Origin of the sequence: uncultured Pseudoteredinibacter sp., assembly GCF_947500695.1 — a bacterium.
In the GTDB taxonomy this organism is placed as follows: Bacteria; Pseudomonadota; Gammaproteobacteria; order Pseudomonadales; family Cellvibrionaceae; genus Pseudoteredinibacter.
The window spans coordinates 309,544-328,784 of the sequence record NZ_CANMSS010000002.1; the positions used below are offsets into that span (position 1 = coordinate 309,544).

The window sequence follows — 19,241 nt, forward strand, 5'->3', positions numbered from 1 at the left end:
GCTTATTTTTAAGGTGCTAAGTACTCTTCAAGCTGAGCTTGATAACCCTCGCGATAACTTGGGTATTTAAACTCATATGACGAGGCTAATAAGCGTTTTGGAAAGAGTTTTTTACCTGTGGCCGAATTGCAGCTGTATGTCGCCGGCAACTCTGAGGGTAATAAGGACGTTAAATAGCTCTTAATATTTCCACGCAAAGATGGCTCGGTATCGCTGGCTAAATACATGGCCTCACGCTGCGCATTCGGCATCTTTAATACATGCTCTAGCACTGCCACACAATCTTCAATATGAATACGGTTGCCCCAGTGGGCATCATTATCTGTGTAATTTTTCTGTTCACGTACTTCTTGCACGAGTTTTGAGAATAAGCGCTTGCGTTCCAGGCCATAAATACCCGAAAAGCGCACACAACAGTGAGGCAAACCACTGCTCGCCAATAAATTCTCTGCCTCCAGCATTCGTATACCGTTATACCTTGTAGGCACAGCCACTGAATCATCATCCAGTGTTGTTGTTTCATCTTGCCCGTAAACGGCAGTACTCGAAACAAACAACAGTAGCGGGCATCGATCAAGAGCTGATGCATATTCCACCAATTGGCGTATAGGCTCTACATAAGCCAAGCGATAAGCTTCATCTCCTCGATCTGCTGGGGTAAGCGTAATTAGCAGCACATCAAGCGCTGCAAGGTGCCGGCCATAGCTATGCACATCTCCAGCATCAGCCTGATGCCATTCAAAGCCATCAGGTAAATTCTTTGGGCTGCGGCTGAAAGCATAACCACGGGCTTGGCCTTGCAGCTTATTGATGAGACGTAGACCAATATCGCCACAGCCAAGCACGGCGAGGCGAATAGGCTCAGGAGTTTCTTTCATTTTAGTTCCAAGAATGCAGAATCAATTGCGGTGCTTTAAACAAAGCTATTGACTTTAAACCATTAATAGTTAAATTCTAAATCATCTATTTGTTTGCTGCGAGATTTAATCATGACTTTAACCGAACTTCGCTACATTGTGACCTTAGCGCAAGAAGAACACTTCGGGCGCGCTGCCGAACGCTGCTTTGTATCACAACCCACCTTGAGTATCGCAGTAAAGAAACTTGAAGAAGAGTTAGATGTTGCCTTATTTGAGCGCAGCAAGACCCGAGTCCACCCAACACCTTTGGGTGAGAAAATCGTCGCCCAGGCACAAATAGCCCTTGAGCAAACCGCGGCCATTAAAGATCTTGCTACAGCCGGTAAAGATCAGTTGGCCAGCCCGCTAAAGATTGGCGCAATTTTTACCATCGGGCCCTATCTGTTCCCGCACTTTATTCCCGAGCTGCAGCGCAGTGCAAAGCAGATGCCGCTGTATATCGAAGAAGGGTACACCGCCACCTTGCGCCATCGCTTACGTAATGGCGAGTTGGATGTCATCATCGTAGCGCTACCTTTTACCGAGGCCGATGTAGTCACCCAAGCGCTCTATGACGAGCCATTCGAAGTTCTGCTGCCTACCGACCACCCACTCACGGAAAAGACTCATATCGAGCCCAGTGACCTAGACGAATATAATGTTTTATTGCTTGGCGAGGGCCACTGTTTCCGCGATCAAATATTGGAAGCTTGCCCCAACTTGCAAGCCAAATTCGATAACAGCAGTAATACTCTACAAGCGGCCACCGAAGGTAGCTCGCTGGAAACCTTACGCCATATGGTTGCCTCTGGGTTAGGCATTACGGTACTACCGCAATCAGCGGCTGGGACCAGCTATTATGCACCCGGCGTATTAACCACAAGACCATTCGCCGACCCAGCACCCACTAGGACCGTTGGGCTTGCATGGCGTGCGAGCTTTCCGCGCCATCAAGCTATTGATGCCTTGCGCAGTGCCATCTGTGATGGTCATGGCATTTGCACAATTCTGGAGCGCTAAAGGCGATGAGTGAGAAGGCTTTACCTAGCCTCGCCCAAATCGATATCACGGCACTAAAAGGTGTAGGCAAGCAACTGGCCGAAAAACTGGCCCGGCTGCATATCTACACCCTGCAAGATCTGCTGTTCCATTTGCCCAGCCGCTATTTGGATCGCACTAAAATCACCCCTATCGGAGCCCTTCAACCTGGCCAGAACGCTGTAATTCAAGGCATTATCAAAGCCAGCGACGTAGTTTATGGACGGCGACGAAGCCTAATGTGCCGCCTGCAAGACGGCACCGGCACATTAACCCTGCGCTTCTATCATTTCTCTGGTAGCCAAAAGGCTAAGCTCACCCCCGGTAGCCATGTGCGCTGCTATGGTGAAGCGCGCCGAGGCTCCTCGGGTTTGGAGATGTATCACCCTGAGTACGAGTTCTACGATGAGCAGTCTCAACTCGTATTACCGGACAGCCTAACCCCGGTTTACCCGGTTGGCGAAGGTATTACCCAATCTCGATTAAGAGGCCTAATCAGCCAGCTATTACCGCAAGTAAACAAACAAAATGTGCCGGAGCTATTGCCAAGCAGCAATGCCGATATCAGCTTAGCCGAAGCGCTTCAATATCTGCACCAGCCGCCGGTAGACGCCGCCGTAGATTTACTCATGGACGGCCTGCACCCGTACCAGCAACGTCTTGCCTTTGAAGAGCTACTCGCCCATAACCTAAGCCTGCTGCGCGTACGAGACAAGATTCAATCTAGCCAAGCCCCAAGACTCCCTGACAACGAATTAAGCCATGAACGCTTCCTAAGCAGCCTAAGCTTTAAGCCAACCGGGGCACAAGAGCGTGTAATTCAAGAGATCAGCCACGACATTAATAAACCCGTGCCAATGCTCCGCTTAGTGCAAGGTGATGTTGGCTCGGGTAAAACCTTGGTTGCAGCGGCAGCGGCTCTGCAAGCAATTGCCAATGGCTACCAAGTTGCTCTTATGGCACCGACAGAAATCTTAGCCGAGCAGCATCGGCAAAACTTTAGCCACTGGTTCGAACCTTTAGGGGTAACAGTAGGGCACCTGAACGGAAAGCAGAAAGCCAGCACCCGCAAAGAACAGCTAGCCGCCACAGTAAGCGGTGAAAACCAACTCATTGTCGGCACCCATGCACTATTCCAGAACGAGGTCGAATTTGCGGATTTAGGCCTGGTGATTATTGACGAGCAACACCGCTTTGGCGTGCATCAGCGCATGGCCTTAAGAGCCAAAGGGCAACACGGTATAGGCCGCCCCCACCAGCTAGTGATGACCGCAACTCCGATACCACGAACCTTGGCCATGAGTGCATACGCCGATCTCGATATCTCGGTGATTGATGAGCTGCCGCCCGGGCGTAGCCCAGTCAGCACAGCCCTAGTAGCCAATGAGCGGCGTCAGCAAGTGATCGACCGAGTCAAATCCGCATGTTCAGAAGGGCGGCAAGCCTATTGGGTGTGCACCTTAATTGAAGAGTCAGAAGCCCTGGAAGCACAGGCCGCGGAAGTTACCGCCAACGATCTTCAGCAGCAACTCAGTGGTTTAGCCGTCGGGCTAATTCATGGGCGCCTAAAGCCTAGCGAAAAAGAAACGGTAATGGCTCAGTTCAAAGCTGGGGAGATTAAGGTGCTGGTGGCCACCACCGTAATTGAGGTGGGTGTTGATGTTCCTAATGCCAGCCTAATGATCATTGAAAACCCAGAGCGCCTCGGCTTGGCCCAATTACACCAGCTGCGCGGCCGAGTTGGCCGTGGTAGCACGGCCAGCCACTGTGTACTGTTGTATGGGCAACCACTTTCAGAATATGGCCGCGCACGACTCAGCGCTATGCGCGAAACCAATGATGGCTTTAAGATTGCAGAACGTGATTTGGAGTTAAGGGGCCCGGGCGAAGTTCTCGGCACAAAACAGACCGGTGAAATGCAGTTTAAACTGGCAGATTTACAACGAGATGCTAACTTAATTAAGAGAATTCGCGACACAGCCAGGGCAATTAGCGCCGAGCACCCCGAGCTGATAGATCCCATTATTCAACGATGGTTAGGCCAAGTTGAAGAATATGCTCAGGTTTAAGGGACTTAGGCCGAAATCTAAAGACAGGCTATGCATTACTAAGCCAGCTTTGCACAACGACGTAAGGAGGTCAGATTGTCTAGCGTACCTACCAGTGTTATGGAACAACTGGACACTCAAAATATCGGCTATCAAATTGCTAGCGCCAAATTCCCCCCAGGTAGCGGTCGCCGAGTGCGCGCCACTATCTTGCAGGATAATCTTGGCCAGCTGCAAGCACTCCTGCCAGCCGATCGATTGTTAGACCTTCGCCTCGTCAATGAGATATTAGGTCGAGATCTACGCGCTACCAAGCAAAAGGAGCTGCAGTTACTGTTCGATAAATACAAGCTGCAGAATATTCCAGCACTACCAAAGCTCGCTGGAATGCCCACTATCGTTGATGCCAGCTTGCTGCAAACCGATCAGCTATTGCTAGCTTCTGGCAGCCTAGGTGAAGTTTTGGCCGTCAGCACCTCCGATTTCAAATTGGCCATGAACGATGCCGAAATTGGTGATATAAGCTTGCCGATAAGCGCAGATGCTCTAGTCGATGATGCAGCGGCAATAACTCAATCCGTGCAGTCTTTTACCAAGCGACGCATCGAGCAGCGTTTAGAAGAAACACTTGAACTGCCTTCGCTGCCTGAAACAGCTCAGCGCATTATCAATTTACGGGTAGACCCTAATGCCGACATCTCCGATCTAGCCAGTATCGTCGAGATGGACCCAAGCTTAGCGGCACAGGTAGTCAGCTGGGCCAGCTCACCCTACTACTCAGCACCCGGAAAAATTAAATCGATTCACGATGCCATAGTCAGAGTTTTAGGCTTTGATATGGTGTTAAACCTAGCACTTGGCCTTGCGCTTGGAAAAACCTTAAACATGCCCCAAGAAGGGCCTGCTGGTTCTACTCATTATTGGCATCAGTCTGTATTTACCGCGGCCATGGTCGAGGCCTTAGTCACCAAGATCCCGAGAGAGCATCGACCTGGCTTTGGCATGTCTTATTTGTCAGGATTGCTCAGCAACTTTGGCACACTGGTAATGGCTGAAGTATTTTCACCTCACTACAGCGACATTTGCCGCCTACAAGAAGCCAACCCACACATTCCTTATCAAGCCGTTGACCGCCACGTATTGAAAATCAGCCGTGATCAGCTGAGCTCTTGGCTGATGGATTTATGGAATATGCCACCTGAAGTGGTCGCCGCTTTACGCTTACAAGGCATGCCACAAGCCGAAGATGAGCAAATTGTTTACGCTCAATTGGTGTATGTCGCTAGAGCCATGCTGTGTAAACAGAATCTTATCCACGGCCCTAACTTGCCGGTTGAGGACAGCTTATTAAAAGAGCTGCACTTATCGCGAGAACAAATCGAAGAAGCCGTTGAAAGCATCGCCGAATCAAAAGACGAGCTGCTCTCAATAGTGAAAGAGCTTTGTTAAAAACTATAACTATTCCTCAAATTATTACAGCCCACTGTAAGGGGCTGTAATAACTCGTAATGGCCGCAGGGAAGCCGTCTAAGTAGGCTCCCTGCTGCTCCCAAAATTTTTACAACAGCAAAAAGGAGACTGCTATGTCTGTATCAGACAGCCTAACCATTGATGTACCTCAAGGCCAAGGTAGCATTCAATATTTCGTTTTAGAACCTAATCTCCCCCAAAATGGCAAGCCAGGTACTTGGCATTTTAAAACAATCGATGGCGATGGAAACACGCAGGAGATTGAAAACCTAGATATTGTTTTTAGTAAAAACTCAAACTGGCTACAACGCCAATCTGAAACCTGTGTTTTGGTTGTCACTATGAACAAGCCCGGTTGGCGTTTTGCTTTGGGTGGAACTAAGAGTTGCAAGAATGACTCAAACACAGCGGATGTGTTACATGATGTTACTTCGGAAATTAGCGGTAATGGAAAGGTGTTGACTTCATTCGTTAAGAGTCTCGGCAACCTAGATGAGACCATTGGCTTCTCTTTTGTGGCAGCGCATGTTTCAGACGACGGAACAACAACTATCTTTCAGTCACCAGACCCTGGTACTACCATCCGACGTTAATACGTAAATAATTCAGATCTCTTGAGGGATCTGAATTATCTACCACATTGATTTTCAGTAAGCTCGGTAAATTTAGGCCGGTATTCTTCTTCCTGACAAATTGGATCGAATAAAGATAATAAGTACCAAACTTTCCCAACCCCAGATTCAATCGACTTCTCAATGGCAATTAATGCTGAAGGGAAATCCCTCAGTTTGATATAAATGATGGCTTCTGCATAGAGCACGTCTGAGTTGTTCGGGGAAATGCGTTTTGCGCCATGAAGCGCTTCAAGAGCTTTTTTTGTTTGACCAGTGTGAACATAAGCCTGTGCCAAATAAGGCAAGCTATCAATATCTCTTTTAGAATCTAATGTGTTTATCAGTGACAAATAGTTCTTCTTAGCCTCTTCTAAGTCACCCTGTAATAGGTAGTTGTCAGCTAAGTTCAACCTCCAAATTCCTTCTTTAAGAGTTCTTTCACCAGCCAGTAAAAAGTATTTTTCTGCTTTTTCATAGTCCCTTTTAAGCATATAGACAAGGCCGATGTTAGCTGCTGTCGAACTAACCTGAGAATTAGCCTCTAAGCTAAGAAAAATTTGCTCCGCCTTATCAAGATCTCCACTGGTCATATAAAAAGTTGCCAGGGACAAGCCCGCCCTCATGTCTCTAGGATTAATTTCTAAAGCTCTATTTAAAGATTCAATAGCCTTCTCTACATCGCCTAGATACCAATAATTAATCGCCACATCTCTTAAAGCGCGTACACTCGGACGAAGTTCATTTGCTGCCTTGAAATGTGTAATTGCCTCTTTGTAATTCTCCCTCTTTTCTTCGTAAAGCCCCTTTAAAACATGAATTTGCCTTGCATTACCAAATCCTTTTTCTAGTTTTTTTAACTCTACTAAAGCCTTATCCAGTTGCCCTAACTCTGCATATACTTCTATTTGCAATAGTCGTAACTTATCGCGATCGATCTTTGATTCTTCCGCAACGTCCAAAGAGCTAAATATAACATCGACCAGATTGTAGTCATTTGTCTCTGAGTATCTGTCAAGTCCAATTTTTATAAGCAACTCATAAAGTGGCTCGAAGTTCGGGGCTTTAGATATGAGGACCTGAAGATCGTCAAAAATTTCGGCATAGTCGCTTTCGCTCTCATGTGCAACAGAGTTTAGGGCCACATAGGTTTTGTAGTCTACCTCATTTATCACCTCGCTCAGTGCCAATAATCCATCGCGCCCTGGAAACAAATCAGCCAGATTCAGCTGAGTTAATCGATGAACTTCCAGCAGCTTCGGATCAACAATATGATCCTCCTTTTCAATCTCTTCTCCAGAGGAATCTTTTAGAGCAAGTTTCAAATCGCATCGAAAGCTACGACAATCCAACTCGCTACTTAAAACACTATCTGCACCCAAAGCTGAAAATAGCTGATCTTCCTCCCCAAGATAGTCTTCCACCTCTTGCGTAGGAATTAAAAAGCTGCCCTCTAAATCGATAACACCTTCTTGAAGCGCGTAGTTAACGGTTTTTTTAACATCATCATAATTGAGATCATCTGAAGCCGTTAATTTTGTCGGTAAAACAGCCACATAAACTGCTTTAGGTTTGGGTTTTGCCCATCGGTAAACTTCGGTACACACCAAGACAAATAACAGCAAAGCACCTAAAAGACCAGCCAGCTTAAACCAGAGCCCATAATCAGAACTTGATCTAAAACGGTTACCATAAACCGTTAGGGTAGGGTCCTCTATTTCGTCACTCAATTGTGCTGCAAACGACTTCAAGTTTCGAATGAGCTCTGGTATATCACTTGGGCGCTTGTTGGGGTCTCTCTCTAGGCACCGATCTAAGTATTCACTAAAACCTACAGGCAACGAATGGTCAGCCAATGAGGGGGCGGCTGAATTAAGAATTTTCTCGACCTTTAAAAGGTCACTGTCAGCTTCAAAAGGATGGCAGTCCCTTAATATTTGCCATGCCAGAATACCAAAAGAAAATACATCACTGGCCGGCGTTAATTTGTCACCACGAATTTGCTCGGGAGACATCGCCGCCAAGCTACCGGAAATATTATTGTGTTTGGTCAGCTCAACCGTATCTCCACTTTGACGCTTAGCAATACCAAAATCACCAATTTTTGCGCGCCCGTGCGCATCAATTAAGATGTTATCCAGCTTTAAGTCACGATGAATAATACCCTCGCTATGTGCTGCGGCTAATCCATCGAGAATCTGCACCAGCAATGCCAATTGTTGCCGCTGGCTAAGGTGATTCTCTTTTAAATAGTGGCGAAGAGATCTTCCCCCCACATATTCCATCACCAAGGCAAAACCGTCTTCCTGATCGACCACATCGTAAATCTTTACAACATTAGGATGGTTCAACTTAGCGAGGACCTTTGCTTCCCTCTTCAAACGCTCCAGTAGAGCATCTGATTGCTGCTTGTATAGACATTTGATGGCCACTTGGCGTTTCAAACGACCATCTTCGGCCAGATACACGATCCCCATACCACCGCGGCCAAGGGTTTTCAGAATTTTGTAGTGGGAAATATATTCAGGCTGCTCAGCGTGCTTCATAGTTTCTTCTTATTGTGAGTTATTTCACACAAATGTACTTTAAATACTCAGGCACTGTAGCACCACAGACGCCAGAAGAGTTGATCTTACTATAAACCCTGATCACAAACACCGACATATATAGCCTAAATTGGGAGCCGAACATTTGCTTCAGTTAACGTATTGCTATCTAGCCACGCCAAGCCCTTTTCATAAATCTTGCTAATGTAGGGTTCTATACCTGTTGCACTCTTTATATAACGCAACTAGTCAAATGAATATAGAGCGGTAGTAGCGATTCAAATATGCAGGTTCGACGTATGACATTACCCCTGAAATTAGCAACAACAGGAAAGTAATAACATCATTTATCAAAATTTCTTGATAACCCAGATGAAAAAGTTGGTTGTTCTTTTGTGGCCGCACATGTTACCGAAGACGGTACCACCACAGCCTACCAATTACCGGATCCCGGCAGGGATATAGACGTTAACTCTCGCACCCAAAGAGCTTCAGGCCTTACGTCAAAGGCCTGAATTATGCTGAACATGTGTTCGCTGTAAGCTCAATAAACTGGGCTCTATAGTTACTATCATTACAAATTGGATCAAACCAAGACAGCAAAAACCATACCTTACCTAATCCCATCTCAATTGATTTTTCTACAGCGATTAATGCCGAAGGATAATCTGAGAGCTTAGTATAGATGATCGCCTCAGCGTAAAGGATATCTGAATTATTCGGAGATATTTTTTTAGCACCTCTAAGAGCCTCTAAAGCCTGCTTTTTCAGACCAGTATGAATATAAGCCTGGGCCAATAAGGCGAGACTCTTTGAATCTCGTTTTTCTCGCAAGTCCTCTATAGCAAATTCGTAATTCTTTTTAGCGTTTTCCATATCACCTTGCAAAAGGTAATTGTCCGCAAGATTAAGATACCAAGACCGATTGTCTTTTTTCTTTTCGGCTGACAATAAAAAGTACTTTTCTGCCTTCTTATAGTCTCTTTTTAACATGTAAATCAAGCCAAGGTTACTGAGAGTCGTGCCAATTTGCGATCTCGATTCATAGCGAAGATACAATTCTTCAGCCTTATCAATTTGTCCTTTGGTCATATAAAAAGTTGCCAAAGATAAGCCTGCATGTATATCTCTAGGGTTGATTTTCAAAGCCTTTTTTAGTGTCGCTATAGCTTCGTCTACATTCCCAAGAAACCAGTAGTTAATAGCGGTATCTCTATAAGAACGCACACTTGGACGAAGCTCATTGGCCGCTTGGAAGTGAGCAATTGCTGCCCTATAATTTTCGCGTTTCTCCTCTACAATTCCTTTTAAAACATAAATTTCTCTCGCATCCCCAAAACCTTCCTCTAGCAAACTGATTTCATTCCAGGCTCTATCCGCTTGACCAAGCTCTGCGAGGGCTTCCACACGTAATAATCGCAATTTATTGCGGTTAATTTTAGAGTCTTCCGCAATCTCCAAAGACTTGAAAATGGCCTCCATCAGTTTCTCATCCTTAGTTTCTGAATACTGATCGAGTCCAATCTTTATCAACAATTCATACAGAGGCTCAAAATTCGGCGCCCTGGCAATTAGGGCCTGTAGCTCAAAAACCACCTCCGCATAATTGCTCTCACTTTCTTGCACGAATGCATTCAGTCTTACATATTCACTGTAATCAGATTCTCTAATTACATCACTCAATGCAAGCAAACCTTCACGCCCTGGAAACAGCTCCGCCAAATTTAGCTGTGTTAATCGGTAAATCTCCAAAAGCTTGTGGTCTACTATATGATCATTTATTTTCAGTTTATCCCCGGAAGAGTTTTTTAAGAAAAGATGTAGATCACAGCGAAAGTTTCGACAAGACAACTCGCTACTCAAAACGCCATCTGCACCCAAAGCAGAAAATAGCTGATCCTCTTCCCCAAGATAATCTTCCACCTCTTGCGTGGGAATTAAAAAGATACCCTCTAAATCTATAACACCTTCTTGAAGCGCGTAGTTAACGGTTTTTTTAACATCATCATAATTGAGATCATCTGAAGCCGTTAATTTTGTCGGTAACACAGCCACATAAACTGCTTTAGGTTTGGGTTGAGCCCATCGGTAAACTTCGGTACACACAAAGACAAATAACAGCAAAGCTCCCAAAAAGCCCGCCAGTTTAAACCAGGGCCCATAATCAGAGCTTGATCTAAAACGGTTACCATAAACCGTTAGGGTAGGGTCATCTATTTCGTCACTCAATTGTGCTACAAACGACTTCAAGTTTCGAATAAGCCCTGGTATATCACTTGGGCGCTTATTGGGGTCTCTCTCTAGGCATCGATCTAAGCATTCGCTAAAACCTGCCGGCAACGAATGGTCAGCCAATGAGGGGGCGGCTGAATTAAGAATTTTCTCGACCTTTAAAAGGTCACTGTCAGCTTCAAAAGGATGGCAGTCCCTTAATATTTGCCATGCCAGAATACCAAAAGAAAATACATCACTGGCCGGCGACAATTTGTCACCACGAATTTGCTCGGGAGACATCGCCGCCAAGCTACCGGAAATATTATTGTGTTTGGTCAGCTCAACCGTATCTCCACTTTGATGCTTAGCAATACCAAAATCACCAATTTTTGCGCGCCCGTGCGCATCAATTAAAATGTTATCCAGCTTTAAGTCACGATGAATAATACCCTCGCTATGTGCTGCGGCTATTCCATCGAGAATCTGCACCAGCAATGCCAATTGTTGCCGCTGGCTAAGGTGATTCTCTTTTAAATAGTGGCGAAGAGATCTTCCCCCCACATATTCCATCACCAAGGCAAAACCGTCTTCCTGATCGACCACATCGTAAATCTTTACAACATTAGGATGGTTCAACTTAGCGAGGACTTTTGCTTCTCTCCTCAAACGCTCCAGTAGGGCATCTGACTGCTGCTTGTATAAACATTTGATGGCCACTTTACGCTTTAGGCGGCTGTCCTCGGCCAAATAGACAATACCCATACTACCGCGGCCTAGCGTGTCTAAGATTTTATAGTGGGAAATACTATCAGGGCGCTCTATATGGTTCATATCAAACTTCTGGCTCTCTAGGCCTTACTAATGGAACGAATTATGGGGCAGCCTTTGAAGAGTTCTGAAGAGGGCAACTTAGATTAGTGATTTTTTCAAATTCGACACTTGATTTTTCTGCTTCACAGAAAACATCAAACCACGGAAGAGCGAACCAGTTTTTTTGCACGCCAATGTCTATCGCTGACTCAATCCATAACAGGCCAGAATCTAAGTTACCAACTTTGCTATAGATAAGCGCCGATGCAAAAGCTACGCTTTTATTGGAAGCATCCACCGCCTGTGCTTTTTGAAGAATTCTCAAGGAAGCCATAGTCTCACCCATTTGAATCAAAGACCTAGCCTGATAACTCAATTCGCTAGCATTCCTCTCTGCAACATCGAAAGATGCTACATTTTCAAATTCTGCTTGCGCAGCTTGCAGATTGCCAGACAAGAGATAACTGTCGCCAAGGTACAATGAATATAAACGCTCCTTTGGCTTTAGTCGTTTTGCCTTTAAAAAGTAATCTATTGCCGAGCTATAGTCTCTTTCTAACAGAGCCAATAGACCAAGACTTTCGTAAACGCTAACAACCGGATGTTTTGCTAATATTTCTAGATACATTTCTTTAGCAGCAGAGAAATCACCACTGGCCATAAAAATGCTCGCCAACAAGCTGTGGCTCTGCATGTCTTCAGGGCTGTATTTTAAGCTTTCTTGAACATTGGCTACCGCTTCTTCTTTGTCACCCGCCTTCCAGTATGCCTCGGCCAAGTCTCTGTACGCTTGGCTACTGCTTCGCAGCTGCAATCGCTTACTAAATTTTTCTATTGCCGCCGTGGTATCACCTCGGGCCATTTCAACTTGGGCCAACATTCGCTCACTATCCCATGGGTCTAAGGATAGTTTTGACATTAATTCAATGCTACCTACAGCTTTGGTGTAGTCTTTACGCAGCAAATAGATATCAAACCAGATCTCATGAAGATCAACACTTTGTGAAAATAGCGGCCCTGCCTTTTTCAGTATTTCTTGCAATTTGCTCAAGATCACTTCGCTGCTCTGAGCGCGGTACTGTTGCAAGCTCACATCGGCATAAAGTTGGTAAAGCTGCCAAAACCGTGGCGCCCGGCGCTGCATCGCTTCTAATTTATCAAGTAATTCAAGTGCAGATTTAGAGTCGTCTATTTGCAGCTGCTTTAATTCTAGAAACTGTTGATAATCCGCTTCGGAAACCACTTCCACAAGCGGCATTGCCGTGCCACTCGCATTCATCAGCTTCCTAACCGCCTCTTGGCCGCGACCATGTACTTCCAATAACTTCTTGTTCAGCAATGCCTGACGATTCTGCTGTTGAACGGCCCAGCGATCACCTGATAATTCCGATAGCGTTAATTGACATCTTTGCTGTTCACAACTTAACTGGCTGCTTAAAACTATATCGGCACCTACAGCAGTACCTAGCTTGCCACCACTTCGGCGTGCAGAATTAACTTCACTTGGTGAAATCAAATGGCTATTTGGCAGACTTCTAACGCCATCTTGGAGTGCCAAAAACACAGATGCTTTCAAATCTTCAAATTGTGCAGGGTCGCGGGCTTCTAGCTCTGGCTCCACCACGGCAATATGCATTACTGGGTGCTTAAAGAGAAACTCTAACGGATTGAATCGAATTCCAATATAAGCAACTACAGCCAACACAAGGCTAAACCCGACTATTTTGGAAAATCGCCCCCAGTAGCTAACTTTGGGGGAGGGAATATTGAAATCCGAGCGCAGTATGTTGTGCGCCGTCATTTCTCCACTTAGCTCATCGGAAACCTGTGGCAATAACACTTGCAGCTGCCTTGCCAACCAAGTCGCACTGGAAGGTCTTTGCTTAGGATCTTTTATAAGCAAACTATCGATTAGCTGGCATAGCTCGGCGGGGAGATCTGCCTCAGTCTCGGACATGCGCTGGGGCGTGTTATTGAGTATTTTCTCAATCATTAATAGCTGGCCCGCTTCATCACCAAAGGGGTGCCTGCCCAGTAATATGCGCCAAGCTAAAATGCCAAAAGCAAACAAATCACTGCCAGGGCCAACCTTCTCGCCACGAATTTGCTCGGGTGACATGGCGCTGTAGCTTCCAGATACAGCATCATGCTGAGTAAGATTTGTTACATCAGGATCTTGGGATTTAGCAATACCAAAATCGGTAAGCTTTAATAAGCCTTGGCGGTTTATTAAAATGTTATCCAGCTTAAGATCTCGATGGACAATTCCTGCGTTGTGCGCGGCCGCTAAACCATCAGCTATTTGCGCTAGAAATAACAGCTTCTGTTTTTGATCACATAGATTTTCACGCAGATATTGCCTTAAAGTACGCCCCTCAACATACTCCATCACCAAGGCTAAGTTATCTTGGTTATCAATAAAGTCGTAAACTTGAACAATATTGGGATGGTTCAGCTGAGCCAGCAATTGCGCTTCATGTCTTAAACGCTCCGTCAAGACTTCATCAGCTATGTGTTCATTGATGCACTTAATGGCCACTTGTCTTTGCAAGCGATCATCTTCCGCAAGATACACCACCCCCATGCCACCCTGTCCAATGACATTATGAACACGGTAGTTTTCTATTGTTTTAGGGTGTTCACTGCTGTTCATAAATCACAAGTCGACAGTAGCGTCCAAACGGTGGGTAACTTCTACCCCTTTGCAAACACTGTAGCGACTGCCACCAAAGCGCAGGCGGCCTCGCATTCGTTGAATTAATTTATTTAAACCTGTCACTGCAGGTAAAGCCTCTGCGAGTTGCTTGCGAGCTCTAAAAATTAGAATGTTTAAATGTCCAGCATCTAAACCAAGCTCTTTTGCTAAGATTTCAGTATCTACCCAACCCTGGCTATTAATATCTAAGCCGCTCTGGGCGTCTTCCGCCCTATGCCGTGCTAGATGCAACAATACATAATGATGTGAACGTTCACCTAGATCTATATCCCCTGAGCCCGTACATAAACTCAGGCGGCTATTTTCCTCATCTAAACTTGTTTCAAAACGAAAATCGAAATCCGAAAAATGGCTTGGCTTAATGCTAACTTGTTCAGTAGCGGCGATTTGCTCAACCAGAAACAACTGCCAAAGCTGAGACTGACAGTGGAATTTATCATCATGGCGCAGTACTCGAGTTTCGCCTGTAGCAATATCCTCAAGGTGCCACTGACCATCCTCTGCGCTCAAACTTAGTGCTAGCTCTGGTTTATCATCATCAGGTAATAAGTGATAGTTCTGTAAGCTATAGCTGTTATTATCTTGCAAGGAAAACAAAATATCTTGTGGAGCCTCGAGGCTTTCTACGACCCAAGGCATTTGATCGGGTGAACCAAAGTGAACTTTCTGCCCCAACTTAAGCGCACAGGGCTGCCCGGTAGATAGTTTTTCACCATCTAACCATGTGCCGTTTCGGCTTAAGTCACGCAGCAACCAAGAGACACCATTCCATTCGATGGCGGCATGAATTCTTGATACCGCGGCCAAATCAACACAGCTGTCTACTTGATCTTGCAAGCGACCAAATGTGTGATGAGCACGCAAAGGCTGAACGCGGCCAGATCCAAGATCCCGCATTTGCGCCATGTAATAACTCCCGAAGTCCTTGGTAGTGTTTTGGTTCGCTACTTATGATGTAGCTAAACCTTATTGCTTGAAATACCAGCAATGTTACAGTCAGCTTCCATTCAGCCTGGGCCCATTAATATAAGGCACTACTGATTCAATGCGGACTGATTAAAGCAGCTTACATTTTCATCCTCAGTCGGTTATCTGCAACGAGTAAGATGGCTGCTATGTAAGTCATTAAGAAGCTTTATTACACCACAATACACGCCCAGTTGTAATATGCTGTAATACAGAAAAAACGCCAGTTGTTCTATATTCAATCCTCACAATCTGCTGTGATCACCTAGCCAAAAGGAAGCGGCTCTTCTTCGGAAGCGATCAAAACATTCAGTAGAGCGCAGCTACAAGGAAGACGCACGATACAGGAAGTTTGCAGTGCATTGCTCGGCAGGCACATAGCTTTTGCGCTTTATCTGAAATGGAAATCCACAGATTGTGAATTAGTTTTCGTCCTAAAGGAAAAGGTCTGTCACAAGGACCGTGACGAAAACTTTTCAAGGAAGGGTGCAGGGAGCAACTTTTAGGGCACGTTAGTTCGTAATGAAGCCCAAAGGACCAAAAAGGAGAGCATTAGCTCTCCTTTTTTCTTTCTATATCTCACTAATTTTAGTGATCCTGCATTGGCTTAACCGGACCATCAAAGCACTCTTTGTCTAAAGCGCCTTCACTTTTGGCAACAATAGCCGTAACTGCGGAGTCACCTGTTACATTCACCACAGTACGAGCCATATCCAATAGACGGTCGACACCGATAATCAAGGCGATACCCTCTACTGGCAGACCAGCCTGCTCCAGAACCAGAGCCAGGGTAATTAAGCCAACGCCTGGCACACCCGCGGTACCAATCGAAGCCATAGTCGCTGTCAGAATCACCATCAAATAGCCTGTTAGGCCGATATCAATGCCGTATGCTTGAGCAATAAAGACGGTAGCAACACCCTGCATTACCGCAGTGCCATCCATATTGATTGTTGCCCCCAAAGGAACAGTGAATGAGGCAATACGGTTATCAACACCTAAACGCTCCTCAGCGGTTCGCAGAGTCACTGGAATCGAGGCATTCGACGATGATGTGCTAAAGGCAAACATCATTAAAGGGCGCAGTTTGGACAGGAAAATAACCGGATTTAGACCGCCAAATACGCGTAATAAGGTCGGATAAACCACAATACCATGCAGTACCAGCACGCCAAATACCGTAAAGAAATAGGCCGCAAGTTTACTGATGCCGTCAAACCCCAAACCGGAAAACAGCTTGGCCAACAAACAAAATACGCCGTAAGGAGCAAAGTTCATCAACATCATGACCATTTTCATGATCACTTCATTCACATCTTCAAACCATGACAGCAAGCGCTTGCCGGCCTCGCCAGCGCGAGACATTGAGATACCAAACAACAGCGCAAATACGATGATTTGCAACATATTACCAGCGCTCATCGAAGCGACGGGGTTACTTGGGAAAATATCGATCAATACCTGTTTAAACGGCGGCGCTTCCTTAGCGACATAATCAGAAGTCGTCGGCAGGTCCATACCCGTTCCAGGGCTTATCATCATTGCGGCAAACAGCGCAAAAGTGATTGCGATACAGGTAGTTAAGAGATATAAGCCAACCGTTTTGCCCGCCATTGGGCCTACGCGACCTTGCTCACCTAAGGCACCTGAACCACATATAAGGGAGACCAATACTAGAGGAACCACCAGCAGCTTAAGGGATTTGACGAATATTTGACCTACAACATCGAAAAGCCCTTCAACCATATAGGCCTGCAACCACAGGCCAAAGTCACCACCGCCGTCAATGATCATCTTAAAGCTGATACCAACCAGCAAACCCAGCCCCATGGCTAAGAGGATTCGTGTTGTTAACGTCATAAAAAACCTATGAGACTAAATACTAGCTTAGAGCGCTGTTAGCTCCAAGCTAGTAATAAATAATTACAGAGTAAATACTACTTTGCCCGCGAGGGCACGAAGGGGATTGTAAATTAACTGTTAACCGCATCTTTTAGCGCTTTACCGGGCTTGAAGCCAACGGTATTACTGGCCGCAATTTCGATACTGGCTCCAGTTTTTGGGCTGCGGCCAGTGCGGGCAGCGCGATGACGCTGACTGAATGAACCAAAGCCCACTAGGCTCACGGTATCATCGCGACTCATTGCATTGGTGATTTCATCCAATATGGCATTTACCACATCAGCCGCTTTTTCTTTGGGTAGATCCGCCTGATCGGCCACTGCAGCCACTAAATCAGTTTTGTGCATAGTTATTATCCTATTGTTATTGCTGTTGGATTGGCCCCACATTAAACCAAGGCCCGGCCTATAAACCAAGCTTTGAAAGAATATCTTGCCGATAAACAAATGCGGTGTTGGCACCATAGGTCAATGAGCACTAAAATAGCGCCTTTGTAATATAACGATGCGGCGACTATTGCCCGCAAGATTTCGGAATCCCCCGTTTGAGAACACATGCCCCGCGCTGGCACAAGCAAGCCAGCCCTGATCTTAGTCAGCAACAAAAGCAATGGCTGTTAGGCACAGGCTCCCTGACCCAAAAATTGATAGAAGCCAGCCAAGGGGACTTTTCTTTACGGATATTGCGACAAGGCCTCGCCACTCCCAGAGTCGACGAAGCCAAAGCTTTAAAGCTACCAGCACGCCAACAGGCGCTTATTCGCGAGATTGTGATGTCCGGAGCAGGGCAAGATTGGGTTTTTGCCCGCTCAGTGCTGCCACTAAGCACACTGACAGGTCGCCTAAGGCAGCTCAAAACCTTGGATAACCGGCCCTTGGGAGCATTGTTGTTCAAAGATCCAACAATGCAGCGCAGCGCCATTGAAATTAGCCGTTTAGAGCCGCACAATTTTAATTACCCCAGCACTACAGCCTGCTGGTCTAGGCGATCGGTATTTCGCTTGGATCAAAAGCCATTATTAGTTGCTGAGGTGTTTTTACCTAGCTTCGAGCACTTTTATCAAGGGCAACCTTTCATTAAGGATCATTTATGAGCAGCAATGCCAGCCCAGAACCAAGCCTGAAAGATAAGCTTTATGCCTATGCTCAATTAATGCGAATTGACCGCCCCATTGGCACGCTTCTACTGTTATGGCCTACGCTGTGGGCACTTTGGCTGGCCAATGAAGGGATGCCGCCTTGGCATTTGCTAGTGATATTCACCGCTGGTGTCTTCATTATGCGAGCCGCAGGCTGCGTCATTAACGATTATGCCGATCGAAACTTTGACGGCCACGTAGAACGTACCCAACACCGCCCCTTAGCGGCGGGCAAAATAGCGCCCCGTAACGCCCTTATTTTGTTCGCGGGCTTAGGAATACTGGCCTTTGTATTGGTCTGCCTCACGAACACTTTTACCATCGCACTCTCATTTGGCGGTATTGCGCTGGCCGCCTGCTACCCCTTTATGAAGCGCCATACCCATCTTCCACAGCTGGTATTGGGTGCCGCTTTCTCTTGGGGCATTCCCATGGCCTTTAGCGCCAGCCTGAACGAGCTGCCGCCTACAGCCTGGTTAGTTTTTACCGCTAATCTGTTGTGGACAGTGGTGTACGACACCCAATATGCCATGGTCGATAGGGATGACGACCTCAAGATTGGCATTAAGTCGACAGCAATCTTATTTGGCGAGCAAGACAAGATGATTATCGGCTGCTTACAAGGCCTTACGATCATGTCCTTGATTGTCTTAGCCAATCGCTTTGATCTTGGCTTTGCTTTTTATATAAGCCTAGCTGTGGCCACAGGCCTGTTTGTTTACCAACAGGTTTTGATTCGCGGGCGCGAGCGCCAAGCCTGCTTTAAGGCCTTCTTGAGCAATAATTATGTGGGCGCAGCAATATTTGCGGGTGTTGCACTTAGCTATATTAATTAGCACTTTAAGGCCTATTTGGAGTTTATTTGACCAGAGGGCTATAAGCA

The 19,241-nt window shown here is 46.0% G+C and carries 13 protein-coding genes; 6 read left to right on the forward strand and 7 right to left on the reverse strand.

Annotated elements, in window-relative coordinates; translation table 11 throughout:
- Positions 1 to 8 precede the first annotated feature (8 nt).
- Positions 9 to 878, reverse strand: a complete 870-nt coding sequence (locus tag Q1A08_RS05105; RefSeq protein ID WP_299770467.1) for an NAD-dependent epimerase/dehydratase family protein — start codon at positions 876 to 878, stop codon at positions 9 to 11.
- Between the two features lie 111 nt (positions 879 to 989).
- Between Q1A08_RS05105 and Q1A08_RS05110 the strand changes: the two genes are divergently transcribed.
- The 4 genes from Q1A08_RS05110 (at position 990) to Q1A08_RS05125 (ending at position 6,048) form a co-directional block, all read left to right on the forward strand.
- Positions 990 to 1,919, forward strand: a complete 930-nt coding sequence (locus tag Q1A08_RS05110; RefSeq protein WP_299770469.1) for a hydrogen peroxide-inducible genes activator — start codon at positions 990 to 992, stop codon at positions 1,917 to 1,919.
- Positions 1,920 to 1,924: 5 nt separating this feature from the next.
- Positions 1,925 to 4,006 (forward strand): ATP-dependent DNA helicase RecG, encoded by a 2,082-nt coding sequence (recG, locus tag Q1A08_RS05115; RefSeq protein ID WP_299770470.1) that lies wholly within the window; start codon positions 1,925 to 1,927, stop codon positions 4,004 to 4,006.
- A gap of 75 nt (positions 4,007 to 4,081) precedes the next feature.
- The gene (locus tag Q1A08_RS05120; RefSeq protein WP_299770472.1) at positions 4,082 to 5,434 is read left to right on the forward strand and encodes an HDOD domain-containing protein; all 1,353 of its coding nucleotides are present in this window, start codon (positions 4,082 to 4,084) and stop codon (positions 5,432 to 5,434) included.
- 134 nt (positions 5,435 to 5,568) lie between these two features.
- A complete protein-coding gene (locus Q1A08_RS05125; RefSeq protein WP_299770474.1) occupies positions 5,569 to 6,048 on the forward strand; it encodes a DP-EP family protein in 480 nt (159 codons plus the stop codon).
- A gap of 35 nt (positions 6,049 to 6,083) precedes the next feature.
- Here Q1A08_RS05125 and Q1A08_RS05130 read toward each other — a convergent pair whose 3' ends face one another.
- The 6 genes from Q1A08_RS05130 to Q1A08_RS05155 form a co-directional block, all read right to left on the reverse strand.
- On the reverse strand, positions 6,084 to 8,612 hold the full coding sequence (locus Q1A08_RS05130; protein WP_299770476.1) for a serine/threonine-protein kinase: 2,529 nt from the start codon (positions 8,610 to 8,612) through the stop codon (positions 6,084 to 6,086).
- Positions 8,613 to 9,128: 516 nt separating this feature from the next.
- Positions 9,129 to 11,657 carry a serine/threonine-protein kinase gene (locus tag Q1A08_RS05135; protein WP_299770479.1) on the reverse strand — a complete coding sequence of 843 codons (2,529 nt, stop codon included), beginning with the start codon at positions 11,655 to 11,657 and terminating at the stop codon, positions 9,129 to 9,131.
- Between the two features lie 40 nt (positions 11,658 to 11,697).
- Complete coding sequence (locus tag Q1A08_RS05140; protein WP_299770481.1) at positions 11,698 to 14,289, reverse strand: serine/threonine-protein kinase; 2,592 nt, start codon at positions 14,287 to 14,289, stop codon at positions 11,698 to 11,700.
- 3 nt (positions 14,290 to 14,292) lie between these two features.
- On the reverse strand, positions 14,293 to 15,258 hold the full coding sequence (locus Q1A08_RS05145) for an FHA domain-containing protein (RefSeq protein WP_299770483.1): 966 nt from the start codon (positions 15,256 to 15,258) through the stop codon (positions 14,293 to 14,295).
- 648 nt (positions 15,259 to 15,906) lie between these two features.
- Positions 15,907 to 17,178 (reverse strand): dicarboxylate/amino acid:cation symporter, encoded by a 1,272-nt coding sequence (locus Q1A08_RS05150; RefSeq protein ID WP_299770484.1) that lies wholly within the window; start codon positions 17,176 to 17,178, stop codon positions 15,907 to 15,909.
- A gap of 113 nt (positions 17,179 to 17,291) precedes the next feature.
- Complete coding sequence (locus Q1A08_RS05155) at positions 17,292 to 17,567, reverse strand: HU family DNA-binding protein (RefSeq protein ID WP_299770486.1); 276 nt, start codon at positions 17,565 to 17,567, stop codon at positions 17,292 to 17,294.
- 197 nt (positions 17,568 to 17,764) lie between these two features.
- Here Q1A08_RS05155 and Q1A08_RS05160 point away from each other — a divergent pair, with 197 nt between their 5' ends.
- Together Q1A08_RS05160 and ubiA are read left to right on the forward strand one after the other, a co-directional pair.
- Positions 17,765 to 18,313 carry a chorismate lyase gene (locus Q1A08_RS05160; protein ID WP_299770488.1) on the forward strand — a complete coding sequence of 183 codons (549 nt, stop codon included), beginning with the start codon at positions 17,765 to 17,767 and terminating at the stop codon, positions 18,311 to 18,313.
- Positions 18,310 to 19,194 carry a 4-hydroxybenzoate octaprenyltransferase gene (gene ubiA, locus Q1A08_RS05165; protein WP_299770490.1) on the forward strand — a complete coding sequence of 295 codons (885 nt, stop codon included), beginning with the start codon at positions 18,310 to 18,312 and terminating at the stop codon, positions 19,192 to 19,194. The genes Q1A08_RS05160 and ubiA overlap by 4 nt, the downstream gene beginning before the upstream one ends.
- The last annotated feature ends 47 nt before the right edge of the window (positions 19,195 to 19,241 follow it).

Coding starts and splice junctions, on each gene's coding strand:
- Q1A08_RS05105 (WP_299770467.1), bottom strand. CDS start 878: ATGAAAGAAACTCCTGAGCCTATTCGCCTCGCCGTGCTTGGCTGTGGC.
- Q1A08_RS05110 (WP_299770469.1), top strand. CDS start 990: ATGACTTTAACCGAACTTCGCTACATTGTGACCTTAGCGCAAGAAGAA.
- recG (WP_299770470.1), top strand. CDS start 1,925: ATGAGTGAGAAGGCTTTACCTAGCCTCGCCCAAATCGATATCACGGCA.
- Q1A08_RS05125 (WP_299770474.1), top strand. CDS start 5,569: ATGTCTGTATCAGACAGCCTAACCATTGATGTACCTCAAGGCCAAGGT.
- Q1A08_RS05130 (WP_299770476.1), bottom strand. CDS start 8,612: ATGAAGCACGCTGAGCAGCCTGAATATATTTCCCACTACAAAATTCTG.
- Q1A08_RS05135 (WP_299770479.1), bottom strand. CDS start 11,657: ATGAACCATATAGAGCGCCCTGATAGTATTTCCCACTATAAAATCTTA.
- Q1A08_RS05140 (WP_299770481.1), bottom strand. CDS start 14,289: ATGAACAGCAGTGAACACCCTAAAACAATAGAAAACTACCGTGTTCAT.
- Q1A08_RS05145 (WP_299770483.1), bottom strand. CDS start 15,258: ATGGCGCAAATGCGGGATCTTGGATCTGGCCGCGTTCAGCCTTTGCGT.
- Q1A08_RS05150 (WP_299770484.1), bottom strand. CDS start 17,178: ATGACGTTAACAACACGAATCCTCTTAGCCATGGGGCTGGGTTTGCTG.
- Q1A08_RS05155 (WP_299770486.1), bottom strand. CDS start 17,567: ATGCACAAAACTGATTTAGTGGCTGCAGTGGCCGATCAGGCGGATCTA.
- ubiA (WP_299770490.1), top strand. CDS start 18,310: ATGAGCAGCAATGCCAGCCCAGAACCAAGCCTGAAAGATAAGCTTTAT.